Origin of the sequence: Paenibacillus sp. VTT E-133280 (genome assembly GCF_002264385.1) — a bacterium.
Lineage (GTDB): Bacteria > Bacillota > Bacilli > Paenibacillales > Paenibacillaceae > Paenibacillus_AQ > Paenibacillus_AQ nitricinens.
Map to the genome: position 1 here is coordinate 1 of NZ_NFUX01000031.1, position 19,535 is coordinate 19,535.

Genomic DNA, 19,535 nt, shown 5'->3' on the forward strand with positions numbered 1-19,535 from the left:
CTCGCGGTAGAAATCCGAGGATAAAGGCGAGCGCTCCGCTTCTACAGTTCCAAATATTCCTCTTCACTCCTTTTCCAGCAGATTTCATTGAACCGAAATCAAAAGAAAATGCATTATATCTCCGCCTGCATAAGCTTAACCAGGTATCTATTTAACTGCATTAATACTTCACCACGTACAATTGGTGGGAGTAAGGAAAACAAAAAAAAGACCCGTGGACTGAAGTTCAGAAAACCAACTGAACTCAGCCACGGGTATAACAGACAAGACAAGAACACCACACCATCCTTAGATACTTTTTCGATAAGAAGTTGGTGAGATTCCTACATATTTACGGAACTTAGCATTGAAATAATCAGGGTTCATATACCCTACCTTCTCGGCCACCTCGTATACTTTCATCCCTTGCGTCAGAAATTCCTTAGCCTTCTCAATCCGCACTTTGTCCACGTACGTATTAAAGTATTCCCCCGTCGTGTTCTTGAACATTTTGCCGAGATAAGCGCTGTTGTAACAAAACAACTCGGACAAGGTCTCTAGCTTTAGGTTCTCATTGTAGCGGCGGTTGATTATTTCTATGATCTTCTTTATTTCATTTCCACGCCCACTGGTCATCTGACCCGCAATTTCTTCGAGAAATGAGACAGCTTGATCCTGAAGATCAGATAAATAATAACTTTGATATAGCTCCCCTATTGGAGGGGAATGCTCTGCTGCATAGCTACGTATTTCCGGATACGTAGGCTCCAGACGGGCCAGCACAGTACTAAGGAGTCTCACAAAGGTCTCTTTAATTCGCAATTCGTCGCTGCCTGCAGATACAAGCTCAGCACAGATGGTCTGCACGATCGGTCGGATCGCGCCAAGACTTCCTGTCTCTACCGCAAGCAGCAGACGACTCTCTGTCTCTTGCGCGTCTTCACTCTCCTCTTTCATCTCCACCAGAAACCCTGAAGGATCTGCACTGATGATGATCCCCTTCTTGAAGAAGAAGGCGCGTCTTATTAGTTCACGTGCTGAATTAAACGATTCTCCCGCCATTTCAGGCCGAGGTACTACTCCCCCCGTTACTGCAATGAAGTCGTAACCCTTTGGTTCTATCACTGCAGATAACCCCTCATATAATTCTTCCCGTTTGCTTGTGCTCTGGTCCGGATCCTTCATGAGAATACCTAAATACTGGGATAACGTAAAGAAAGAAGCATTAGGATGATTACTAAAATACTGTTCCATTACTATTTTGATTCCCCGGAGATCCTCATCATTTGCACCAGCTGTTTTTCTTAACGCAATGAGAATGACTTCATAATTCCCCTGATCGAGTCCTAGCGCATCCGCATGTCTGCTAAGGTCCTCCTCCAGTTCTTCCTCTGAAGTTGGCTGCAGAAGCGCACGAAGTAAAGTTTCCCTATTGCGAGCGGGCTCCTCCTCATTCCAGTCACTGAACCGCTGCTCCTGCTCGATCGTTTCATGTAGCTGTTCCAGACATACGATCATCTCATCCTCATCCACTGGCTTCAGCAAATAACCGTCAATCCGATAACCAATCGCCCGCTTAGCATATTCAAAATCCGCATGACCACTTAGAATAAGCACATGACTTTCTGAGCCTTCTTTTCGAAGCTCACTAATCATTTCTAGACCATCCATTCCAGGCATACGAATATCAGCAACGATCAGCTCCGGGTAGAAGGTATGATACTTTTCAAGTGCTTGCAAGCCATTAGCTGCTGTAGCTACCACCGTATAACCGAGTCTCTCCCATGGGATTAGACTCCGCAGTCCTTCCCGCAGCTTCGGCTCATCATCGACAATCATCACTTTTATCATAGATTGTTGTCCTCCATTGGTATGCAGAAGAAAATAACCGTTCCTACATTAGGTTTACTCTCAATCGTTAGCCCATACTCTGCGCCATAAGATAGTTTTAGCCGGTCATGGACATTACGAAGGCCAATTCGCTCACCTTCACGCTCTTCCTGGCGCTCAAGGGTGTTCTGTAATTCCTCCAGCTTAATTGGAGATATCCCCACTCCATTATCTGTAATCGTAAATTTAGCATGATCTCCAACTTGTATAACTTCCACCGTCACAAATGCTCCCTCCATCGTATTATCCAGTCCATGGATTACTGCGTTCTCGACAAGCGGCTGAATAAGGAGTGGAGGCATGTAAAGGGTTTCAACGGCAGGGTCTACGGTAAATTGATATTTCAACCTCTCCTCATAACGGAATTGCTGAATATCCAAGTAACAGCGTACCACTTCTAATTCCTGACTAAGCAAAACTTTACTTCGTCCTACCTCCAGGCTACTGCGCATCATTTTACCCAAAAGACGTACTACGCGAGCAATTTCCACTTGCCCTTTCATGTGAGCTTCCATTCGAATTGCTTCTAGTGCATTGAACAAGAAATGCGGGTTAATCTGGCTTGCCAGCATTTTGAATCGTATATCATTCTGTTTCTGTTCTAAAAGACGGTTCTGAGCATTGGATTCCTGTACCTCATACATCAAATCATTAACGCTACGCACCATGGAATTGAATTGACGAGCTAACAGGGCGATTTCATCCTTGCCATCAATTTTTAATGTCGTATCAAAATCCCCGGTACTGACTCGGTTAATATGTCTGCTTAAATGTAACAATCGTCGTGAGAACAACGAAGAGAAGCTATATATAATTAAAAAGGCTAGAAGAACACTTATCGCAACTACAGTAATTGAAAGCTTAATCACTTGATTGGGTTCTTTCACAATACTTTCAATGGAAAAGACAGATATAATTCGTAGTGCATTTCGGCTAGATTGTGGTTTAAGCTCCTCGATCACAATTTTGGAGGCTTCACCATCTACTACTGCTTCATAGCTTCCACTCCCCTGGCCCAAGAGCTTGGTGTCAAAAGAAACATCCGCTAGCTTTTTACCTGTTCGATCTTTCCGGTTCGCTGCAATGATATTGTCCTGATCATCGACGATCATCGTATCGAAAGACTCCTGGCTTAGTATGGATGCAAGCTGCTGACTGTTCACATTAATAACGAGAACACCGATTTTGCTGGAGCCCTCCAGCTCGATTTTGCGAACAAGACTTAAATAATTCCGCTTATCACGCTCATCTTCGATATATTCCCAACCGACAAAGCTATCGTACCGCTGTGCTCTCTGATACCACTCACTCTCCTTAATTGCAGGAGAAGGATTGATCAGCTCCCAGTTGTTAAGCAGCGTCGCATTGTCAGTGTATAAACGAATGTTAGATATATCTTTATACAACCTAAGGTACTCACGCATATCCGAGTAATCGCGGTAAGCTTCCACCACATCATAAGTGCTAACATACTGACGAATGGCAAGTCTTTTTAACCGTGCATCATTGCTCAGGCGATATGCGATATCTTGAGAGACACCGATGACTTCTTCCGTTCTTTTCTTTACCCGATCTACGTTGATTGAAGCTTGTTCCAGTGCGCTTTGGAACGCCATGGTCCTCATCTCAAACGTAAGATAACCACCTACCAGTAATACCGGAAGTAATGTGGTGAGTAAAAAAGCAAGCAACAGCTTATTGCGGATTTTGATGTCATTCAACAGCCTAACCATCCATTGGAACATGGCCTTCCGCCCCCCGAAACCTTCACTATCTCATGCAGAGTTTATCTTTGCCCTGGAGATACCCCATACTTTACAGAAGAAAAATAGGAACGGCAACAACTTCATGTTCATAAAAAGGTCCTCCGCCATATGCGAAAGACCTTTTTTATCAGACATATCAAGCATAAACCTTCGGCGTCCTTATTTATTGGCGGTATGCTGCCAGCTTGTTATTCAGTTCACGGGTCTGACCGTAGACTTCCTGATAGAGGTTAAATAAGCCGTCATAGATTGCCGCTTGCTTCGGATCTGGTTTATATACATCCGCAGGACGGATGAAAGCTTCTGCACATGCACTAAGAGAAGTGAACCAGCCGCTACCGTAAGCTGCCAACATCGCTGCTCCCATAGCCGGACCTTGCTCACTTTCAAGCTTCACGATGGATGCATTGAAAATATCTGCTTGCATCTGGAGCCATGCCTCATTCTTAGCCCCGCCACCGATCGCAATGATTTCTGTAATCTCTTTGCCTGAATCACGTACAATCTCGATAGATTCACGTAGCGAAAAGGTAATGCCTTCTAATACGGAACGTGTAAAATGAGTCAACGTATGCCCTGAATCCATACCAATAAAGCTTCCACGAATATTCGCATCTGGATGAGGTGTACGTTCCCCTACGATATAAGGTGTAAAGAGCAGTCCGCCGCTACCCGCTGGAATGGAGGACACTCCACTTAGCAATTCATCAAAGCTCTTGTCCGCCGCAAAGGTTTCTTTGAACCATGTAAGGCTATGCCCAGCCGCTAGAGTAACGCCCATAATATAGTAGGCATCCTTTTCACCATGGTTGAAGAAATGGACTTTGCCTTCGAGGTTTAAATCTTTATTGCTCTCATAGGAAAGGACCACACCAGATGTACCAATACTGCACATCGTCCGTCCTTCACCAAGGACACCCGCTCCGAGTGCGCCGCATGCATTATCCGCGCCACCAGCAAATACCTTTGTGGATGATAAAAGACCTGATGCTTCCGCAATATCCGGCAATAACGTTCCTGTCTGTTCAAAGGACTCTACCAGTCTAGGACAAAGGGAAATCGGCAGTTCAAAAGCTTCAGCAATTTCAGCACTCCAAGTTTTAGAACCTACATCTAATAGAAGCGTTCCTGCAGCATCGGAATAATCCATCGCATAATCACCGGTCAACCGGAGACGCACATAGTCTTTGGGCAACAGGAACTGATGCGCTTGTGATAATACCTCAGGTTCATTCTCTTGTACCCATAGAATTTTAGGGAGTGTGAAGCCTTCCAGCGCACGGTTTCTAGCAACCTCAATAAGCTTTGCTCCGAGCGTCTTCTCTATTCTTCTGCACTGTGCAGTAGTACGTGTATCATTCCAAAGAATGGCCGGACGAAGCACTTGTCCGTCCTTATCGACCAGAACTAATCCGTGCATTTGCCCGGAGAAGCTAAGACCGTCAACTTGTGATGGGTCTATGCCTGATACTTCAATCAAGCGATGAAGACTGACTAGCGTGCCTTTTACCCAGTCCTCAGGATTTTGTTCGCTCCAGTTCGGCTGTGGTCTGCTTAGCGGGTAGGACTCGGAATGCTCAAAAGCCACCTTGCCTTGTGGGTCCACTAAAACAGTCTTCACTGCGCTAGTGCCCAAATCTACACCTATAACGTATTTCATTTTTGACCTCCTAAAAGTTTTGTGAGCATAGGCTTCATTGAATTACTTCGAACAAAACTCGCTTCGTAAGCATCCACTTAGTTTTGTGAGCGTTTCTAGAATTTCTTTGAACAAAAAGGGGGCTGCCGAAGAATGCTCTCTTCAGCAACCCCCGTTGCATTTGTTCATAATGCGCTCAAGGCGTATGCCTTAAGCTCCCTATAAGCACTACTCAGCCAAGATGTATTGGTTAAGTGTAGCTCTCAGGTATTCTTGACGTCCGGATTGGTTAGGACGTGGGTTCTCATTGTTCAAAGCATATTCAGCCAAAGAAGCCAGAGTTGCTTTGCCGGACACGATATCCGCACCAACACCTTCATTGAAGCTGCTGTAGCGTTTGTCGACGAAATCTTCGAATACGCGGTCTTCGATCAATTTAGCAGCTACTTTCAAGCCTTTTGCATAAGTATCCATACCAGCGATATGTGCTAAGAACAGATCCTCAGGCTCGAAGGAAGGACGACGTACTTTAGAGTCAAAGTTGATTCCGCCTTTGCCAAGACCATCATTCTTGAGTACTTCATACAGTGTGAGTGTTGCATCGTAGATGTTCACTGGGAATTCATCAGTATCCCATCCGAGCAATGTATCCCCTTGGTTGGCATCAAGCGATCCAAGCATGCCGTTGATACGAGCTACACGAAGCTCATGTTCAAAGGTATGACCTGCAAGTGTAGCATGGTTAGCTTCTAGGTTCAGCTTGAAGTGCTTGTCGAGGTTGTATTTTTGTAAGAATGAGATCGTTGTTGCTGCATCAAAATCATATTGATGTTTCGTAGGCTCTTTTGGTTTAGGCTCGATCAGGAATTGACCGTCAAAGCCGATTTCCTTAGCGTAATCTACAGCCATGCTGAACAGACGAGCAATGTTGTCTTGTTCAAGACCCATATCTGTATTCAGCAATTCTTCGTAACCTTCACGACCGCCCCAGAATACATAGTTGCTAGCGCCCAGACGTTTACCTACTTCCAAACCTTTCTTCACTTGTGCTGCTGCGTGTGCAAAAACATCAGCATTAGGTGTAGAACCTGCACCGTGCATGTAACGTGGGTTAGTGAACATATTAGCTGTATTCCACAACAATTTCTTGCCGGAAGTCTTCATGCCTTGTTCTAGGATATCAACGATAGTGTCGATGTTGCTATAGAATTCACGCAAAGATGCGCCTTCAGGTGCGATATCTACATCATGGAAGCAGAAGTAAGGCAGATCCATCTTGTCCATAAATTCAAATGATGCTTCAGCGCGAGCCTTAGCTTTGTCCAGACCGTTCAATTTGTTCCAGCTGCGAATTGCTGTTTCAGCGCCAAACGGATCAGAACCGCCAGCAGTTAATGTATGCCAATAAGCCATTGCAAATTTCAGATGCTCTTCCATAGTTTTGCCGGCTACGACTTCTTTAGGATTGTAGAATTTAAATGCGAAAGGGTTGGTGGAACGGCTTCCCTCGTAAGAGATTTTGTTCACTGTCTCAAAATAAGCCATTGTGTAATCCTCCTCAATTTGTGCTTCGCCCGCAAGCGTTTACAGGATCATCTTAACACATCTTTTGGACTTTGTATATTGGTTAAACAAAGTTTTGAAAAGTTTTTTATATCCATTTTTTTTGACCCTATCTAGCCTCCTCTCTCCGCTTCCCAAATATAGGAGAGCCCTGTTGGAAAATTCCCTCTAGACGCTATGTATTGCAATTTCCAGCACATCACTCTAGACTAAGTGGCATACAACAAATGGGAACAATGCCAAGCTAAAACGCCTTTAGCGTCCTTTTAAGGACGGTAAGCGTTTATGCGAGAATTATAAGGAGAAAGTATACCGTGAAGCTTATACTTTCTTATAATTTAAGAAGGATGTGTGATTTGTGAAGGTTACTGGAGACCAAGCACTGGTCAAAAAAATAAATAAATCGATTGTACTACATACCATTCGAAGACACTCTCCACTCTCGCGCGCGAAGGTCTCAGAGATGACCGGACTGAATAAAGCTACTGTGTCCAATCTGGTAGCCGAGCTGTGCACGCAAGAATTGGTAACTGAAGTCGGACCTGGGGAATCAAGCGGTGGCCGCAAACCATTAATGCTGCATTTCAACACGATGGCTGGTAGTGTAATCGGCATAGAATTGCGGGTAAAGCAACTAACAGCGGTCTTATGTGATCTGAGCGGGGGCATTCTTTACGAAAGCGATTTCTCCTTAGAAAACCATGATTTCCCTTACGTTCTGGAACAAATGAAAAAACTTATCTCAAGCTTGATTATCAATGCTCCAGAATCCCCTTACGGCATCGTCGGTATCGGAGTAGGTGTCCCCGGCATGGTGGATGAAAATGGTGTTGTACTCTTCGCTCCCAACCTTGGCTGGGAAATGGTCGAGCTGCGAGCGATACTGGAAGCTGAATTTTCAGTTCCTGTCACCATTGATAACGAAGCGAACGCAGGTGCACAGGGTGAACTCAACTTTGGTGCCGCACGAGAGGTAAGGCATCTCCTTTACATCAGTGCGGGATCAGGGATTGGATCTGGAATTATTATTGGTGGAGAGCTATACAAGGGTGCAAGAGGATATGCCGGCGAAACCGGACATATGACGATTGAAGCACAAGGCAAGCCTTGCAGTTGCGGGAGTCGTGGCTGTTGGGAGTTATATGCTTCTGAGAGAACTTATGATAATCCCGATCTCTCCCTCCCAGCACATACTACGCCAGAGCTGGTTCGATATGCAGCCAGCGGGCAAGAAGACGCTCTGCATCACTTCTCAACGATGGGCGAATATCTCGGTATCGGGGTGACCAATCTAATCAATAGCTTCAATCCCGAGCTTATTGTGATTGGTGGGGCATTGTCTGAGGCTGAAGAATGGCTAGGCGAACCGCTGCGCCGGGTTGTAGCTGAGCGTACTCTTCCTTACCATAAGCAGCAACTCGAAATTACATTCTCTAAGCTCGGCAGCCGTGGAACGATGATCGGCGCAGGTTTCTCTGCTGTTATGCATTTCCTGGGCGACATTCGAGTGACCCTATAGTCCATAACGGTAGGCGTTTTATGTGAGAAATATAAGAATAATTTATAGCGTGGAACATATACATTCTTATATTTTGAAATAATTGACGTAAAATTGACGCATTTGAGTGAATCAAAAGTGCAGTAAAAGGAACAGAAATCCTATATAATAAAGGTCAAGCTAGTGTGACATTTATCACTACAACCCCTTTTTTGAAATGGAGAGCGAGTCCATGACCTATGTTGATACGTCTGATATCTCGGCACAGATGTTCATCACTGTGTTGCTTTTTCTGCTCATTATTGCCCCTTTGATCAGCCTCGGTGTGCTCCGTTTTTTTCAAGCTAAAAAGAAATCAGGATTTATTCTTATTGGCAGCGGGGTTGCTGTATACGCGCTATTTCAGATCATTACATCTTTCACTCAAACCTAAATTCTACTTCTAGATCTACTTTCATAAAAATAGTCTGCGCACAGATGCGTCAGACTATTTTTTATATGTTAAAAGCTCACAACAAAAAAAGACCGCCTCCTGACCGGAAGCGGTCTATTACAATTCCCTTGCGGAAATCTTATTTAATTAAACAGTTGAAAGTGCTTTGTCGAACTGCGTTTTGTTCATGCCAACAATTTTATGCTCACCGATTACAGTTACAGGAATAGCTCTCACGCCCATGTCCCATACTTGCTGCGCAAAATCATCGCTCTGCTCGACATTGCGTTCTTCGTAGGATACGCCTTTTTCGCTTAAAAAGCTCTTCACCTGACGGCAATGAGGGCAATTTGTTGAGGTATATACAATTACTTTCTCCATGATATGACCTCCTATAAAAGATATACAGTGATGATATCAATGTAGCATTGAAGGCTTTTCAAACCCAATTATAGAATGACTGCACTGTGCTCCAAGCTTTCGATATATTTCTCAGCATCCATAGCTGCCATACATCCACTACCTGCTGCAGTAATCGCTTGTCTGTAACGAGTATCCTGCACATCACCACATGCGAAGACGCCTGGGATATTAGTTTCGGAAGTGCCTGGGTTCGTCATGATATAGCCATCCGCATTGGTTGTGATTTGTCCACCTAAGAAAGAGGTATTAGGATGGTGACCAATCGCAACAAACACACCGCTTGCTTCGATGATTTCTTCTTCTCCAGTCTCATTGTTAAGCACTTTTAGTCCATTGACGCCTCTTTCGCTCGAAGTCACTTCCAAAGGAGTACGGTTCAAGTTCCAGTCTACTTTAACATTTGCGCGTACACGATCCTGCATGATCTTCGAAGCACGCAATTCTCCACGACGATGTACCAAAGTCACTTTGGAAGCAAAACGAGTCAAGAAACCCGCTTCCTCAAGTGCCGAATCTCCACCGCCAACAACCACGATTTCTTTATTACGGAAGAAAAACCCATCACAGGTAGCGCAAGTGCTAACACCACGTCCCACGTTATCTTGCTCCCCTGGGATACCGAGGTATTTTGCTGTAGCGCCTGTGGAAATGATCAATGTATCTGTAGTAAGAACACCCATTCCTTCAACATTCAGCTTAAAAGGACGCTCTCCAAGTTCTACACTGTTCACCCAGCCCGTACGGAATTCCGCACCAAAACGTTCAGCTTGTTTACGCATATTATCCATCAAGTCAGGGCCCATGATTCCTTCAGGAAATCCAGGGAAATTCTCCACTTCTGTAGTTGTGGTTAATTGTCCACCGGGTTGGGGTCCTTCGATTACTAGTGGGTTCAAATTGGCACGAGCCAAATAGATAGCGGCGGTTAATCCTGCCGGTCCAGTACCAACAATTATTGATTTATACATATCTATGTCCTCCTTGAGCTAAACGGCAATGACGTCGCTTCTTATTTAAAATAATTATAATGTAGTGTTAATTATGATAACTGAAAGCAAATATGTCAATATGCCAGACTCCCAAGTCCCGAAACTATTTTGTGAACAATTTAATTTTAAGAAATATTATCTCAATAATCTTAGTCCATTTAGAATCACTAATATTGTACTGCCTTCATGACCTATCACGCCAAAAGGAAGGGCAATCCCTTGCACAAAGTTGCTGATCATAAGCACTGCGATCACAGTCACAGCAAAGATCATATTTTGTTTCACAATACGCTGTGAACGGCGTGCCAATGATATTGTGGAAGCAATCTCTTCTATATTATCATTCATTAGCACTACATCGGCTATTTCGAGTGCTGCTCCGCTCCCTTTCATGCCCATACCCATGCCTACGGTAGCTGTCGCCAAAGCTGGTGCATCATTCACACCATCACCTACCATAACGACGTGACCATACTTTTCACGCAATGCCTTGATATGCTTCACTTTATCCTCTGGTAATAGATCGGCAAATACCATATCTACGCCAGTTGTACCTGCAATAACCTGAGCCGTAGCCTCACGGTCACCTGTAAGCATGGCTACTTTAATCCCAAGTTCGTGCAGCTTCCGCACTGCGGCTTCTGCTTGTGGACGAACCGTATCCTGCAAAGCAATCATTCCGGCAATTTGCTCACCGTCCAGAATGATGGAGACAGTCTTTCCTTCTTCAGCCAACTGCTGCCGCTTAAGTTTCCAATGCTCTAGTTCAGGATTCATAGCAGATGGAGCCAGCTCATCAAGCAAATTAGACTTTCCGATTCTCCAAAGACGTCCGTCGATTTGACCTTCAATTCCCCAGCCTGTGATGGTCTTACTGTCCTCTACTCCCTGTAGCTCTAAACCTTCCTCTTCCGCTTTACGCACAATCGCTTCCGCCAGTGGATGGCGGGACATATGCTCAATGGATGCGCTAACCGTTAGCAACTCGTGCCGACTGTAGCCTTCACCTGCAATAAAATCAGTTACCTGAGGAGTTCCCTCTGTAAGCGTCCCTGTCTTATCGAATGCCACAACCGTTGTACGTGCCATATTTTCCAGATGGACCCCGCCTTTAAACAGAACCCCTTTTCGCGCACTTTTGGAGATGGCTGACAGCATCGCCGGCATTATGGAAGAGACCAAAGCGCAAGGTGATGCTACTACTAGAAAGACCATCGCTTTATAGAAAGTTGCGCTCCAGCTCCAGTCCAGCAAAAACGGTGGAAGTATAATCAGTGCCACTGTCGAGGCAACGACAACCCGTGCATAGATGGCTTCTAGTCTTTTAATAAAACGCTGCGAGTTTGGAACTTCCGTTTCTGCCTCTTCTACCATTTTGATGATTTTAGCAAAAAGGGTATTCTCAGCTGCTTTCGTTACCTCAATATAAAGGGGACCTTCTCCATTCACAGTGCCTGCAAAAACTTCGCTACCAGCACGTTTCTCTACAGGAACCGATTCTCCCGTAATGGAAGCTTGATCTACTGCCGATTCTCCCCCATATACTTTACCGTCTGCAGGAATCAAATCTCCCGGGCGCACAAGCAACAGATCTCCGATCACCAGCTGGTCGATATTGACCTCATTCATACTTCCTTTTTCAATGCGCATAGCCGTGGCCGGCTTGAGTGCCATCAGCGAGGAAATATCCTTTTTACTACGTTCCATCGTATAGCTCTCTAATGCTCCACTGAGAGCAAAAATGAAAATAAGCATAGCCCCTTCATTCCAGTACCCAATAGAGGCTGCGCCCAATGCGGCTGCAATCATTAATAGGTTCACATCGAGATCTCGCTCTTTGACGAGCGTTTCTACGCCTTCCTTTGCCTTGTTCCAGCCACCAATCGTATAAGAAATGACATAGAGTGTTATGGAAAGAATTTCTGACCATCCACCAACTGACCAAGCAAAAAGCATAAGCAGTCCGCTGCCCAGAGCAGCCTGCATTTCAGAATTGCTGAGCATGGCACGCGGATCGAACCGACGCTTTGGAGCACCTGGCTTTTTCATACTGCCAGAGATAGATGACTGCTTGGGTAAATGTTTTGATGTTGCTTGCATAATAATCGCCGTCCTTTAAAGTTTTGTGAAGCTTAACTTCATTTGATTTCTCTTCGAAACAAAACTCTCTTCGTAAGCTTACGCTTTGTTTTGTGTAGCTTAGCTTCATGTGACTTTTCTTCGCAACAAAACTTGCTTCGTGAGCATCCGCTTTGTTTTATGGAGTTTTGCTTCTGCCAAATGAGAATGAGAGCCATTATTAAGACCCCTAAAATGACACATGCTGCCCCGGCTTAGCCGGGACAGCATGATTGATAACTATGGGTAGTGAGAATGATAATCATTGTTGCAATAGTACAACTATATTTCCTTAGTGCAACTTATATTTTAATCATACCATCAGAAATGAAAAAGTAAAGCCTATCTATTCAACTAACCCAAGAGGTCTGACCGCCGTTATGGGCCAAGCACCACACGCCGGAAATCAATTTCAGCTCCCCGCTTAGTGGCGTATTTTTCTTAATAGCTGATCCTCAAGCTGTGCCTTCGTTTCACGGGTTTTGGACTTTTCTCCGGCGGGGAAAGAAAAAAGCTCCGCATGAAAACCGTTCTGAATCAGCTGTTCCAGTAAGGCTTGTCCATACAGCACTTCAACTTTGGGATCCTTAATTATCGCAAATTTGCTCACATTCTCTACGATTCCTTGTTTTAAGTCCTCTATTAATCAGTTAAATAAAGCTTCACCGATCTCAATGTCGTAAGAATGGTCAACAATCTTCTTCAGGGCAACTCTAAAATTTGCGGACATGCGCAGCGCCTCTTTTCAGCAGGATGCTAATAGCTTCGATCCGCCTCTTCCATTATCCTTTTTATGTAAATTAATAAAGGTCTGAAAGCAAATCGTCTGGAGCAAGACGATTTGACCCTGAAGACAGGATTTATAAATGAAACGCTCAACATGAAGAAGATCCCCCAACAATAAATTACAGTGAGCATTCAATAACGAAGAGCAGTGATCCTCTAATCATAAAGAGCAGTGATTCTCCAATAACGGCAGAATCCCTGCTCTCTTGTCTTTTTATCTTATTTAGAAGAAGAAGCGGCTTATGTGACAGCCGCTTCGTTGTTGTCCTACTGCCTTCCACCGGCGGCAGTGTCCAGTGTTTCCTGCTGCCTGGCGATCCAGATCAGACAGGCTGCTCTAAGCAGCGCTTCGGTCCGCTGGCCGGCGCTGCAAAAGATCCCGCTGAAGCCGATCTGATACAGATCGGCCAAAGCCGACGCCGCCGGAGTCCCCGCGGCGAGAACTACCGCCGCCGGCTTCACGCTCCGCACGGCGGCAAGGATCTCCCCCGCCGCCAGGGCAAAGCCCTCTGCGGCGGCCCCCTCCGGCGCGAGCTCGCTTGCTGCGCCGTCGAGCACTAGGAAATCGGCGATGCGCGCGATTTCCGCGGCGGCGGAGGGCGCCACATCGGGCGCGATCAGCGCCCCGATGCGGCACGCCGCCGCATAAGCGTGGCCGAGGGTCTGATCGGCCACGACCTCGATGAATTCGCGCTTTGCCGCGAATTCGGCTCCGCTTGCGGTGTAGGCGGCCAGCAGGTCCAGGCGGCAATCGCCGCCTTGCCGCTGGCTCTCCGCCACCGCAGTAAAAAGCGCTTCGAGCTGCGCGTCCTGAAGCGCGGTGAGCTTTGCGGGCTGCGTCGCAAGCTCCTCTGGATGCAGCAGCGTAACTGCTGCCCATTCACCATCCGGTGATTCCAGCAGCGCTGTCGTCGCTGCCTGCAATCGATAATAAATCCGCTGCAGCATTCGATTGGCCTGCAGCTCATCTTCACTGGATAACCAGTTCTCATAAAGACAGAACAATTCAGGTTCGAGCAGCCATTCCTCACTTCGTATCAGACAAGGGCCAGCTTGAACGGATCTTATTCCTTCCCTTGTTGCAGGGCGCTCTTCACGTTCTTCTCGTCCTTCACGCAGCACTAAGAAGGCCGACGGTTCCCCAGGCCGCTTAAAATAAGAACGGTTCAAAGGTTCTACGACATCCTTCTGCTCTACTCCGTTGATAAATTCTGCGGCAGCGGAGGCTACAGATCCGGCTTGGCTCATCTCCATCCCAACAGCCCGATCACTGGCCTTATACATGAACTTGAACGGGCGCTCTTCACTACTCCGAAAACCATCCTGCTGACGTTCACCCTTCATCTTCGCACCCACCCTTTATCTTTGGATTGCTGCCGGTACGCCTAGTACATAAACATCATGCCACCGACATCTTATTACCACACTTATAAATACGGGAACCTCACATGAAATATGCAAGCGTTGCCAAATCATATGAAGATTTAGCCTTATTAAATCACAAAAAAAAAGCATCGCCGCATAGCAGCAGATGCCTTCCTTGAACTTCATTGTTCTATTGTTGACTAGCGGCAATGGCCTGTTCCAGATCATAAATAATATCATCAATAGATTCCGTACCAATCGATAAGCGGAGCAATTCCGGGGTTACTCCCGCTGTGGTTTGCTCTTCTTCGGACAGCTGTGCATGTGTTGTACTTGCAGGGTGAATAATCAATGACTTGGAGTCACCGACATTCGCCAAATGCGAGAACAGCTTCACATTTTCAATCAGCTTGCGTCCCGCAGCACTTCCACCTTTAATACCGAAGGTAAGGATCGCTCCTTGACCTTTAGGTAAATACTTTTGCGCTAATTCATGAGATGGATGAGTAGGAAGTCCAGAATAACTTACCCATTCTACATCTGCATGTGCCTCCAAATATTGCGCAACCTTCAGCGCATTCTGGCTGTGACGCTCCATTCGCAAATGGAGGGTTTCTAGCCCTTGCAACAGCATCCAAGAGTTAAATGGTGAAATAGCAGCACCTAAATCGCGAAGTAATTGAACGCGGGCTTTGATAATATAAGCAATCGGTCCAACAGCTTCCGTATAAACAACGCCATGATAACTTGGGTCAGGCTCTGTAAGTCCTGGGAACTTACCGCTTGCCTTCCAGTCGAACTTACCACCGTCCACAATAATTCCACCGATGGATGTACCATGTCCGCCGATGAATTTGGTTGCCGAATGAACAACAATGTCAGCTCCATGCTCAATCGGACGCAGTAAATATGGACTTGGGAACGTATTATCCACAATCAGAGGAATTCCATGTTCATGTGCAATCGCTGCAATGGCTTCAATATCTAAGACATTCCCCTGTGGGTTACCAATGGTTTCTGCATACAAAGCTTTGGTTTTGTCATTGATCGCAGCACGGAAATTTTCTGGATTATCTGAATCCACAAAATGCACCTTAATGCCAAGCTTAGGCAGTGTTGTAGAAAAAAGATTATAAGTTCCACCGTATAGGCTTGCCGCAGATACAATTTCATCTCCAGCGCCCGCAATATTTAGAATGGAAAAAGAAATAGCCGCTGCCCCGGAAGCTGTAGCAAGTGCACCTGCTCCACCTTCTAGTGCTGCCAAGCGCTGTTCAAATACATCTGTGGTCGGATTCATCAGCCGAGTATAAATATTCCCAAATTCCTTGAGTGCAAACAGATCTGCTGCATGATCAGCATCACGGAACCCATAAGACGTGGTTTGATAAAGCGGTACAGCACGTGCGAAAGTAGTTGGATCAATTTCCTGGCCTGCATGAACAGTCAAAGTTTCAAATGACAGCTTACGGTCTTCTGACATTGGTATTTCCTCCCTTTATAAATAAGAATAGAAATCTTTAACAAATAATAATTGTACCCATTCTCTCATAAACAGCACCATTTGAAAAGAAAAAAATCTTATTATTCCGGTGTGAATTATTATATTTTGATTCATTCGAAGGAAACCCTGTCCGACAAAAATCAGATAACGCTTTCAATAAAAGTCTTTAAACTAAAAAACTTATGAAAACCTATGTAGCTAGTACAGAATGTCTACGTAATAAAAAAGAATAGCGGCGAATAAAGCTTGTCCACCTCATCTCACCGCTACCGATTCACTTATCTTTTTATCTTCTATTAGTAATTGCTTTGGCTTGTTTCTCCCTTAGCAATCGCTACACCACCGCTAGTACCAATACGGCTTGCGCCTGCTTGTACCATTACTTGGGCATCTTCTGCACTACGAACACCACCAGAAGCCTTCACACCCACATTAGGTCCAACCGTTGCACGCATCAGCGCGATATCTTCCTTCGTTGCTCCACCTGTAGAGAATCCTGTGGATGTTTTTACGAAGTCTGCTCCAGCTTCAACAGAAAGCTTGCAGGCACGGACTTTTTCTTCCTCCGTTAATAAACAGGTCTCGATGATGACCTTAGTCAGTGCTTTACCGCGAGCTGCGTCTACAACTGCTGCAATATCACGTTTAACGAGCTCATCGTTACCATCTTTCAGTGCTCCGATGTTGATGACCATATCCACCTCACCCGCACCATTAGCGATTGCATTGGTGGTCTCGAATGCTTTGGTCTCTGTTGTCGAGGATCCAAGTGGGAAGCCGATAACTGTACATACTTTAACCTCAGGCGTATCCTTCAGCACTTCATGGGCAGTAGCTACCCAAGCAGGGTTTACACAGACCGAAGCAAACTTATAGGCTTTTGCTTCCTCTGCCAATTTAACGATATCTTCTTTCCGTGCATCTGCTTTAAGCAGTGTATGATCAATGATCCGCGATAGTGTAATTTCGCTCATTTTTGTCATTCCTCCATGATTTGGATAGTGAATTTTTTTCATCTCTGTAATCATACCAATAGAACTCTGCTTTGCAAAGTCGACCGGGTGATCAGAACCACCCTAACCTGGGTTAACTCATATAAATATATTTAAAGCAGGTCATTATTAACTCAATTATCTTTTCAAGTTAATTTTATAGCTTCTTGTATTTTTTAAAATATAAAGGATAATCCCCCTAAACTTTCCCATTAAAAAATACGATAATACCTATATAAATAGGTTTTTTAGCCTATTTATTGAATTTTTTCTTTTATCTACTTAGGAGGAGATTGATTTAAAATGGGAAACTTTAATTTCACCTCAAACGCTACAGCCCAAAAACTGAATGTACAAGTGGAAGGTTCTATGTCCACTGAGGACGCCGGGCGCTTCATTCAGGAGTACAATCAAATTGTAAGTACATTTGACCCGGCACAATACGAGATCATTTTAGATTGCAAGACATTAAACGTATCCTCGCCGGACACTCTTCCTATGCTTGAGCAATGCTACATACTGTATAAAGAATCAGGATTTAAAAAAGTAACCTTCATTATTGCCAAAAGCCCTGTCTTAAAAATGCAGCTAAGCCGAGTAGCACGGGCAACGAAATTAGAAAATTACGAAATTATTGAAGCATAGGAGGTTTCATTTGGGACATATAACCATCCGCCAAGCCGCTTATTACCATCCGGAGCATGTCGTATCTAATGATTATTATCTGGAGCATTTCCAGAGTATGGGCAAGGACATCAAGCGATTCCTAGAAGTCATGGGTCGTGACCGGAGGTACATCGTAAAGGAAAAGGATGAAAATGCCCTAACGATGGGACTAAAGGCCGCCCAAAAAGCGCTACAAGAAGCCAATTTACAAGGTGAAGATATGGATATGATCATGTTCGCTTCACAGACACCGGAATATACCTACCCTACCAATGCACTCCTGCTGCACCGTATGCTTCAAGGTAAACATCGGACCATTACGCAAGATTCCAATGCCAACTGTGCAGGAATGGTGTCTGCCGTGGAGCAGACAAGTCGTTATATGCAGGCTAATCCTAGCATCCGGTATGCGCTCGTCGTGGGAAGCGACTATAGCTCGGTGAACTGCAATACGGATGATGAAATTACTTACCCTAACTTCGGGGATGCCGCAGCAGCTGTCATTCTGGAGCGAAGTAGCGAGCAATCAGGCTTCATTGACTCCCTTTATTACACTGATTCTGAGGGATCTGAGAATATTATGTTCCCTGCTTGCGGTTTATCGAATATTTATCATGAGGACATTACACCGGAGCAAATCCGGATACGCTGGACACCCTTTGACGGTACAGTTTGTGTAAATGCGGCGGTTGCAGACATGAAGGAGCTTCTCTCAAGAAACGGCCTGACTACAGATGATATCTCTGCCTTCTGCCTTTCACAATTCTCTCTCAAAAATATCGAACTTATCCAAGAGGGTCTAGGACTAACTAATGAGAAATTCATCTATGTAGGTGACGAGTTCGGGTATACAGCTACAAGCAGTCCTTTTATCGCCTTTCAACGCGGCATCGAAGACGGACGAATCAAACGTGGCGATTATGTCTTCTTCTGGTCGGTTGGCGCGGGTTGGCAAATTCCTACAATGCTTTATCAATATTAATAGTAAAAAGAGCTCTTCTTCTATTGAAGGAGGGCTCTTCTATATTTTCATAATTTCAATCAAAATTTATTTAGTCAGGGATTGAATATCTACAAATGGAGTGGCTCCCCCTGTTACAGACGGCAGCACGCCATTCCATTTTTCTAACGCTTTCTCTTGGACCTCTATTTGCTTCAGCTGCACCAGCTCAGGAGTAACCTCTTGCTTCTTAAGTCTTAAGGATTCAGCCTCTGCTTGCGCCTGGGCGATTTTTTGCTTCGCTTCAATCTCGATCCGCCGGAGATCATTTTCAGCCTTCAGCGCCTGCTGCTGAGCGACCTGCTTCGCTTCAATCGACTGATTGAACGCCTCCGAGAATTTAAAGTTAACAATGTTAATATCGTTGACGATCAGGTCATATTTTGCCAGCCTAGCAGTTAAATGCTCACTGATCTCACTCGACACTACATCACGACGTGTAATCAGGTCCTCTGCTGGATATTTTGCCGTCACTTCCTTGACGATTTCCTGAATAGCCGGATTAATAATTACATTATCAAAATTACCTCCGATATTGTTCATCAGATTAAAGGCGGAAGCCTTATTTACGGAATAGTTCACCGCCACATGTGTGGATACGGGCTGAAGATCTTTTGAAGAGGCGGATGTATCGGTCTCCGCTTTCGTTACCTGCGTATTGACTTGAATCACCGTCTGAATAAACGGAACTTTAAAATGAATGCCAGGTGACAACGTATTGTCATTTAATTTACCAAAGGTTTTGTACAAACCTACATGCCCATATTCCACAGATACAAAAGAGTTCGCGCCAATCAACAATACAATGAGCACTGCTGCAACACCGCTAACTATTTTTCCCGGACGCAGCTGTTTCAATTTCGGATTCATTTGCATATTCATCCAATACCCCTCCTAGATTATGGATAATCATTTAAGCTTAAT

The 19,535-nt window shown here is 45.0% G+C and carries 16 protein-coding genes; 4 read left to right on the forward strand and 12 right to left on the reverse strand.

Features of this window, described 5'->3' with window-relative positions:
• Positions 1–288: 288 nt before the first annotated feature.
• The 4 genes from CA600_RS14860 to xylA form a co-directional block, all read right to left on the reverse strand.
• Positions 289–1,830, reverse strand: coding sequence for a response regulator transcription factor (locus tag CA600_RS14860; protein WP_094870984.1), 1,542 nt, complete (start codon positions 1,828–1,830; stop codon positions 289–291).
• Complete coding sequence (locus CA600_RS14865) at positions 1,827–3,614, reverse strand: sensor histidine kinase (RefSeq protein WP_094870985.1); 1,788 nt, start codon at positions 3,612–3,614, stop codon at positions 1,827–1,829. The genes CA600_RS14860 and CA600_RS14865 overlap by 4 nt, the downstream gene beginning before the upstream one ends.
• 184 nt (positions 3,615–3,798) lie before the next feature.
• On the reverse strand, positions 3,799–5,295 hold the full coding sequence (gene xylB, locus CA600_RS14870) for a xylulokinase (protein ID WP_094870987.1): 1,497 nt from the start codon (positions 5,293–5,295) through the stop codon (positions 3,799–3,801).
• A 207-nt stretch (positions 5,296–5,502) separates the two neighbouring features.
• On the reverse strand, positions 5,503–6,819 hold the full coding sequence (gene xylA, locus CA600_RS14875; protein ID WP_094870989.1) for a xylose isomerase: 1,317 nt from the start codon (positions 6,817–6,819) through the stop codon (positions 5,503–5,505).
• A 376-nt stretch (positions 6,820–7,195) separates the two neighbouring features.
• Here xylA and CA600_RS14880 point away from each other — a divergent pair, with 376 nt between their 5' ends.
• Entirely contained in the window at positions 7,196–8,356 is a 1,161-nt protein-coding gene (locus CA600_RS14880; protein ID WP_094870991.1) for an ROK family transcriptional regulator, read from the forward strand.
• Between the two features lie 211 nt (positions 8,357–8,567).
• On the forward strand, positions 8,568–8,768 hold the full coding sequence (locus CA600_RS14885; RefSeq protein ID WP_094870992.1) for a hypothetical protein: 201 nt from the start codon (positions 8,568–8,570) through the stop codon (positions 8,766–8,768).
• Positions 8,769–8,915: 147 nt separating this feature from the next.
• On the opposite strand, the gene CA600_RS14890 is transcribed toward CA600_RS14885, so the two are convergent.
• The 7 genes from CA600_RS14890 to deoC form a co-directional block, all read right to left on the reverse strand.
• On the reverse strand, positions 8,916–9,149 hold the full coding sequence (locus tag CA600_RS14890; RefSeq protein WP_094870993.1) for a glutaredoxin family protein: 234 nt from the start codon (positions 9,147–9,149) through the stop codon (positions 8,916–8,918).
• A gap of 68 nt (positions 9,150–9,217) precedes the next feature.
• On the reverse strand, positions 9,218–10,159 hold the full coding sequence (gene trxB, locus CA600_RS14895) for a thioredoxin-disulfide reductase (protein WP_042191901.1): 942 nt from the start codon (positions 10,157–10,159) through the stop codon (positions 9,218–9,220).
• Between the two features lie 156 nt (positions 10,160–10,315).
• Positions 10,316–12,280 carry a heavy metal translocating P-type ATPase gene (locus CA600_RS14900; RefSeq protein ID WP_094870995.1) on the reverse strand — a complete coding sequence of 655 codons (1,965 nt, stop codon included), beginning with the start codon at positions 12,278–12,280 and terminating at the stop codon, positions 10,316–10,318.
• Between the two features lie 442 nt (positions 12,281–12,722).
• Positions 12,723–12,908, reverse strand: coding sequence for a hypothetical protein (locus tag CA600_RS14905; protein ID WP_094870997.1), 186 nt, complete (start codon positions 12,906–12,908; stop codon positions 12,723–12,725).
• Positions 12,909–13,351: 443 nt separating this feature from the next.
• A complete protein-coding gene (locus tag CA600_RS14910) occupies positions 13,352–14,428 on the reverse strand; it encodes a hypothetical protein (RefSeq protein WP_094870999.1) in 1,077 nt (358 codons plus the stop codon).
• Between the two features lie 211 nt (positions 14,429–14,639).
• A complete protein-coding gene (locus tag CA600_RS14915; protein ID WP_094871001.1) occupies positions 14,640–15,932 on the reverse strand; it encodes a homocysteine synthase in 1,293 nt (430 codons plus the stop codon).
• 317 nt (positions 15,933–16,249) lie between these two features.
• Positions 16,250–16,927 (reverse strand): deoxyribose-phosphate aldolase, encoded by a 678-nt coding sequence (gene deoC / locus CA600_RS14920; RefSeq protein WP_094871003.1) that lies wholly within the window; start codon positions 16,925–16,927, stop codon positions 16,250–16,252.
• A 321-nt stretch (positions 16,928–17,248) separates the two neighbouring features.
• Here deoC and CA600_RS14925 point away from each other — a divergent pair, with 321 nt between their 5' ends.
• Complete coding sequence (locus CA600_RS14925) at positions 17,249–17,590, forward strand: hypothetical protein (RefSeq protein ID WP_094871005.1); 342 nt, start codon at positions 17,249–17,251, stop codon at positions 17,588–17,590.
• 10 nt (positions 17,591–17,600) lie between these two features.
• A complete protein-coding gene (locus CA600_RS14930; RefSeq protein WP_256989859.1) occupies positions 17,601–18,593 on the forward strand; it encodes a ketoacyl-ACP synthase III in 993 nt (330 codons plus the stop codon).
• A 66-nt stretch (positions 18,594–18,659) separates the two neighbouring features.
• Here CA600_RS14930 and CA600_RS14935 read toward each other — a convergent pair whose 3' ends face one another.
• Complete coding sequence (locus CA600_RS14935; RefSeq protein WP_256989860.1) at positions 18,660–19,493, reverse strand: prohibitin family protein; 834 nt, start codon at positions 19,491–19,493, stop codon at positions 18,660–18,662.
• Between the last annotated feature and the right edge of the window lie 42 nt (positions 19,494–19,535).

Bases quoted from the DNA above. Each gene is read 5' to 3' on its own strand.
- CA600_RS14860 (WP_094870984.1), bottom strand. From the start codon at position 1,830: ATGATAAAAGTGATGATTGTCGATGATGAGCCGAAGCTGCGGGAAGGA.
- CA600_RS14865 (WP_094870985.1), bottom strand. From the start codon at position 3,614: ATGTTCCAATGGATGGTTAGGCTGTTGAATGACATCAAAATCCGCAAT.
- xylB (WP_094870987.1), bottom strand. From the start codon at position 5,295: ATGAAATACGTTATAGGTGTAGATTTGGGCACTAGCGCAGTGAAGACT.
- xylA (WP_094870989.1), bottom strand. From the start codon at position 6,819: ATGGCTTATTTTGAGACAGTGAACAAAATCTCTTACGAGGGAAGCCGT.
- CA600_RS14885 (WP_094870992.1), top strand. From the start codon at position 8,568: ATGACCTATGTTGATACGTCTGATATCTCGGCACAGATGTTCATCACT.
- CA600_RS14890 (WP_094870993.1), bottom strand. From the start codon at position 9,149: ATGGAGAAAGTAATTGTATATACCTCAACAAATTGCCCTCATTGCCGT.
- trxB (WP_042191901.1), bottom strand. From the start codon at position 10,159: ATGTATAAATCAATAATTGTTGGTACTGGACCGGCAGGATTAACCGCC.
- CA600_RS14900 (WP_094870995.1), bottom strand. From the start codon at position 12,280: ATGCAAGCAACATCAAAACATTTACCCAAGCAGTCATCTATCTCTGGC.
- CA600_RS14910 (WP_094870999.1), bottom strand. From the start codon at position 14,428: ATGAAGGGTGAACGTCAGCAGGATGGTTTTCGGAGTAGTGAAGAGCGC.
- CA600_RS14915 (WP_094871001.1), bottom strand. From the start codon at position 15,932: ATGTCAGAAGACCGTAAGCTGTCATTTGAAACTTTGACTGTTCATGCA.
- deoC (WP_094871003.1), bottom strand. From the start codon at position 16,927: ATGAGCGAAATTACACTATCGCGGATCATTGATCATACACTGCTTAAA.
- CA600_RS14925 (WP_094871005.1), top strand. From the start codon at position 17,249: ATGGGAAACTTTAATTTCACCTCAAACGCTACAGCCCAAAAACTGAAT.
- CA600_RS14935 (WP_256989860.1), bottom strand. From the start codon at position 19,493: ATGAATATGCAAATGAATCCGAAATTGAAACAGCTGCGTCCGGGAAAA.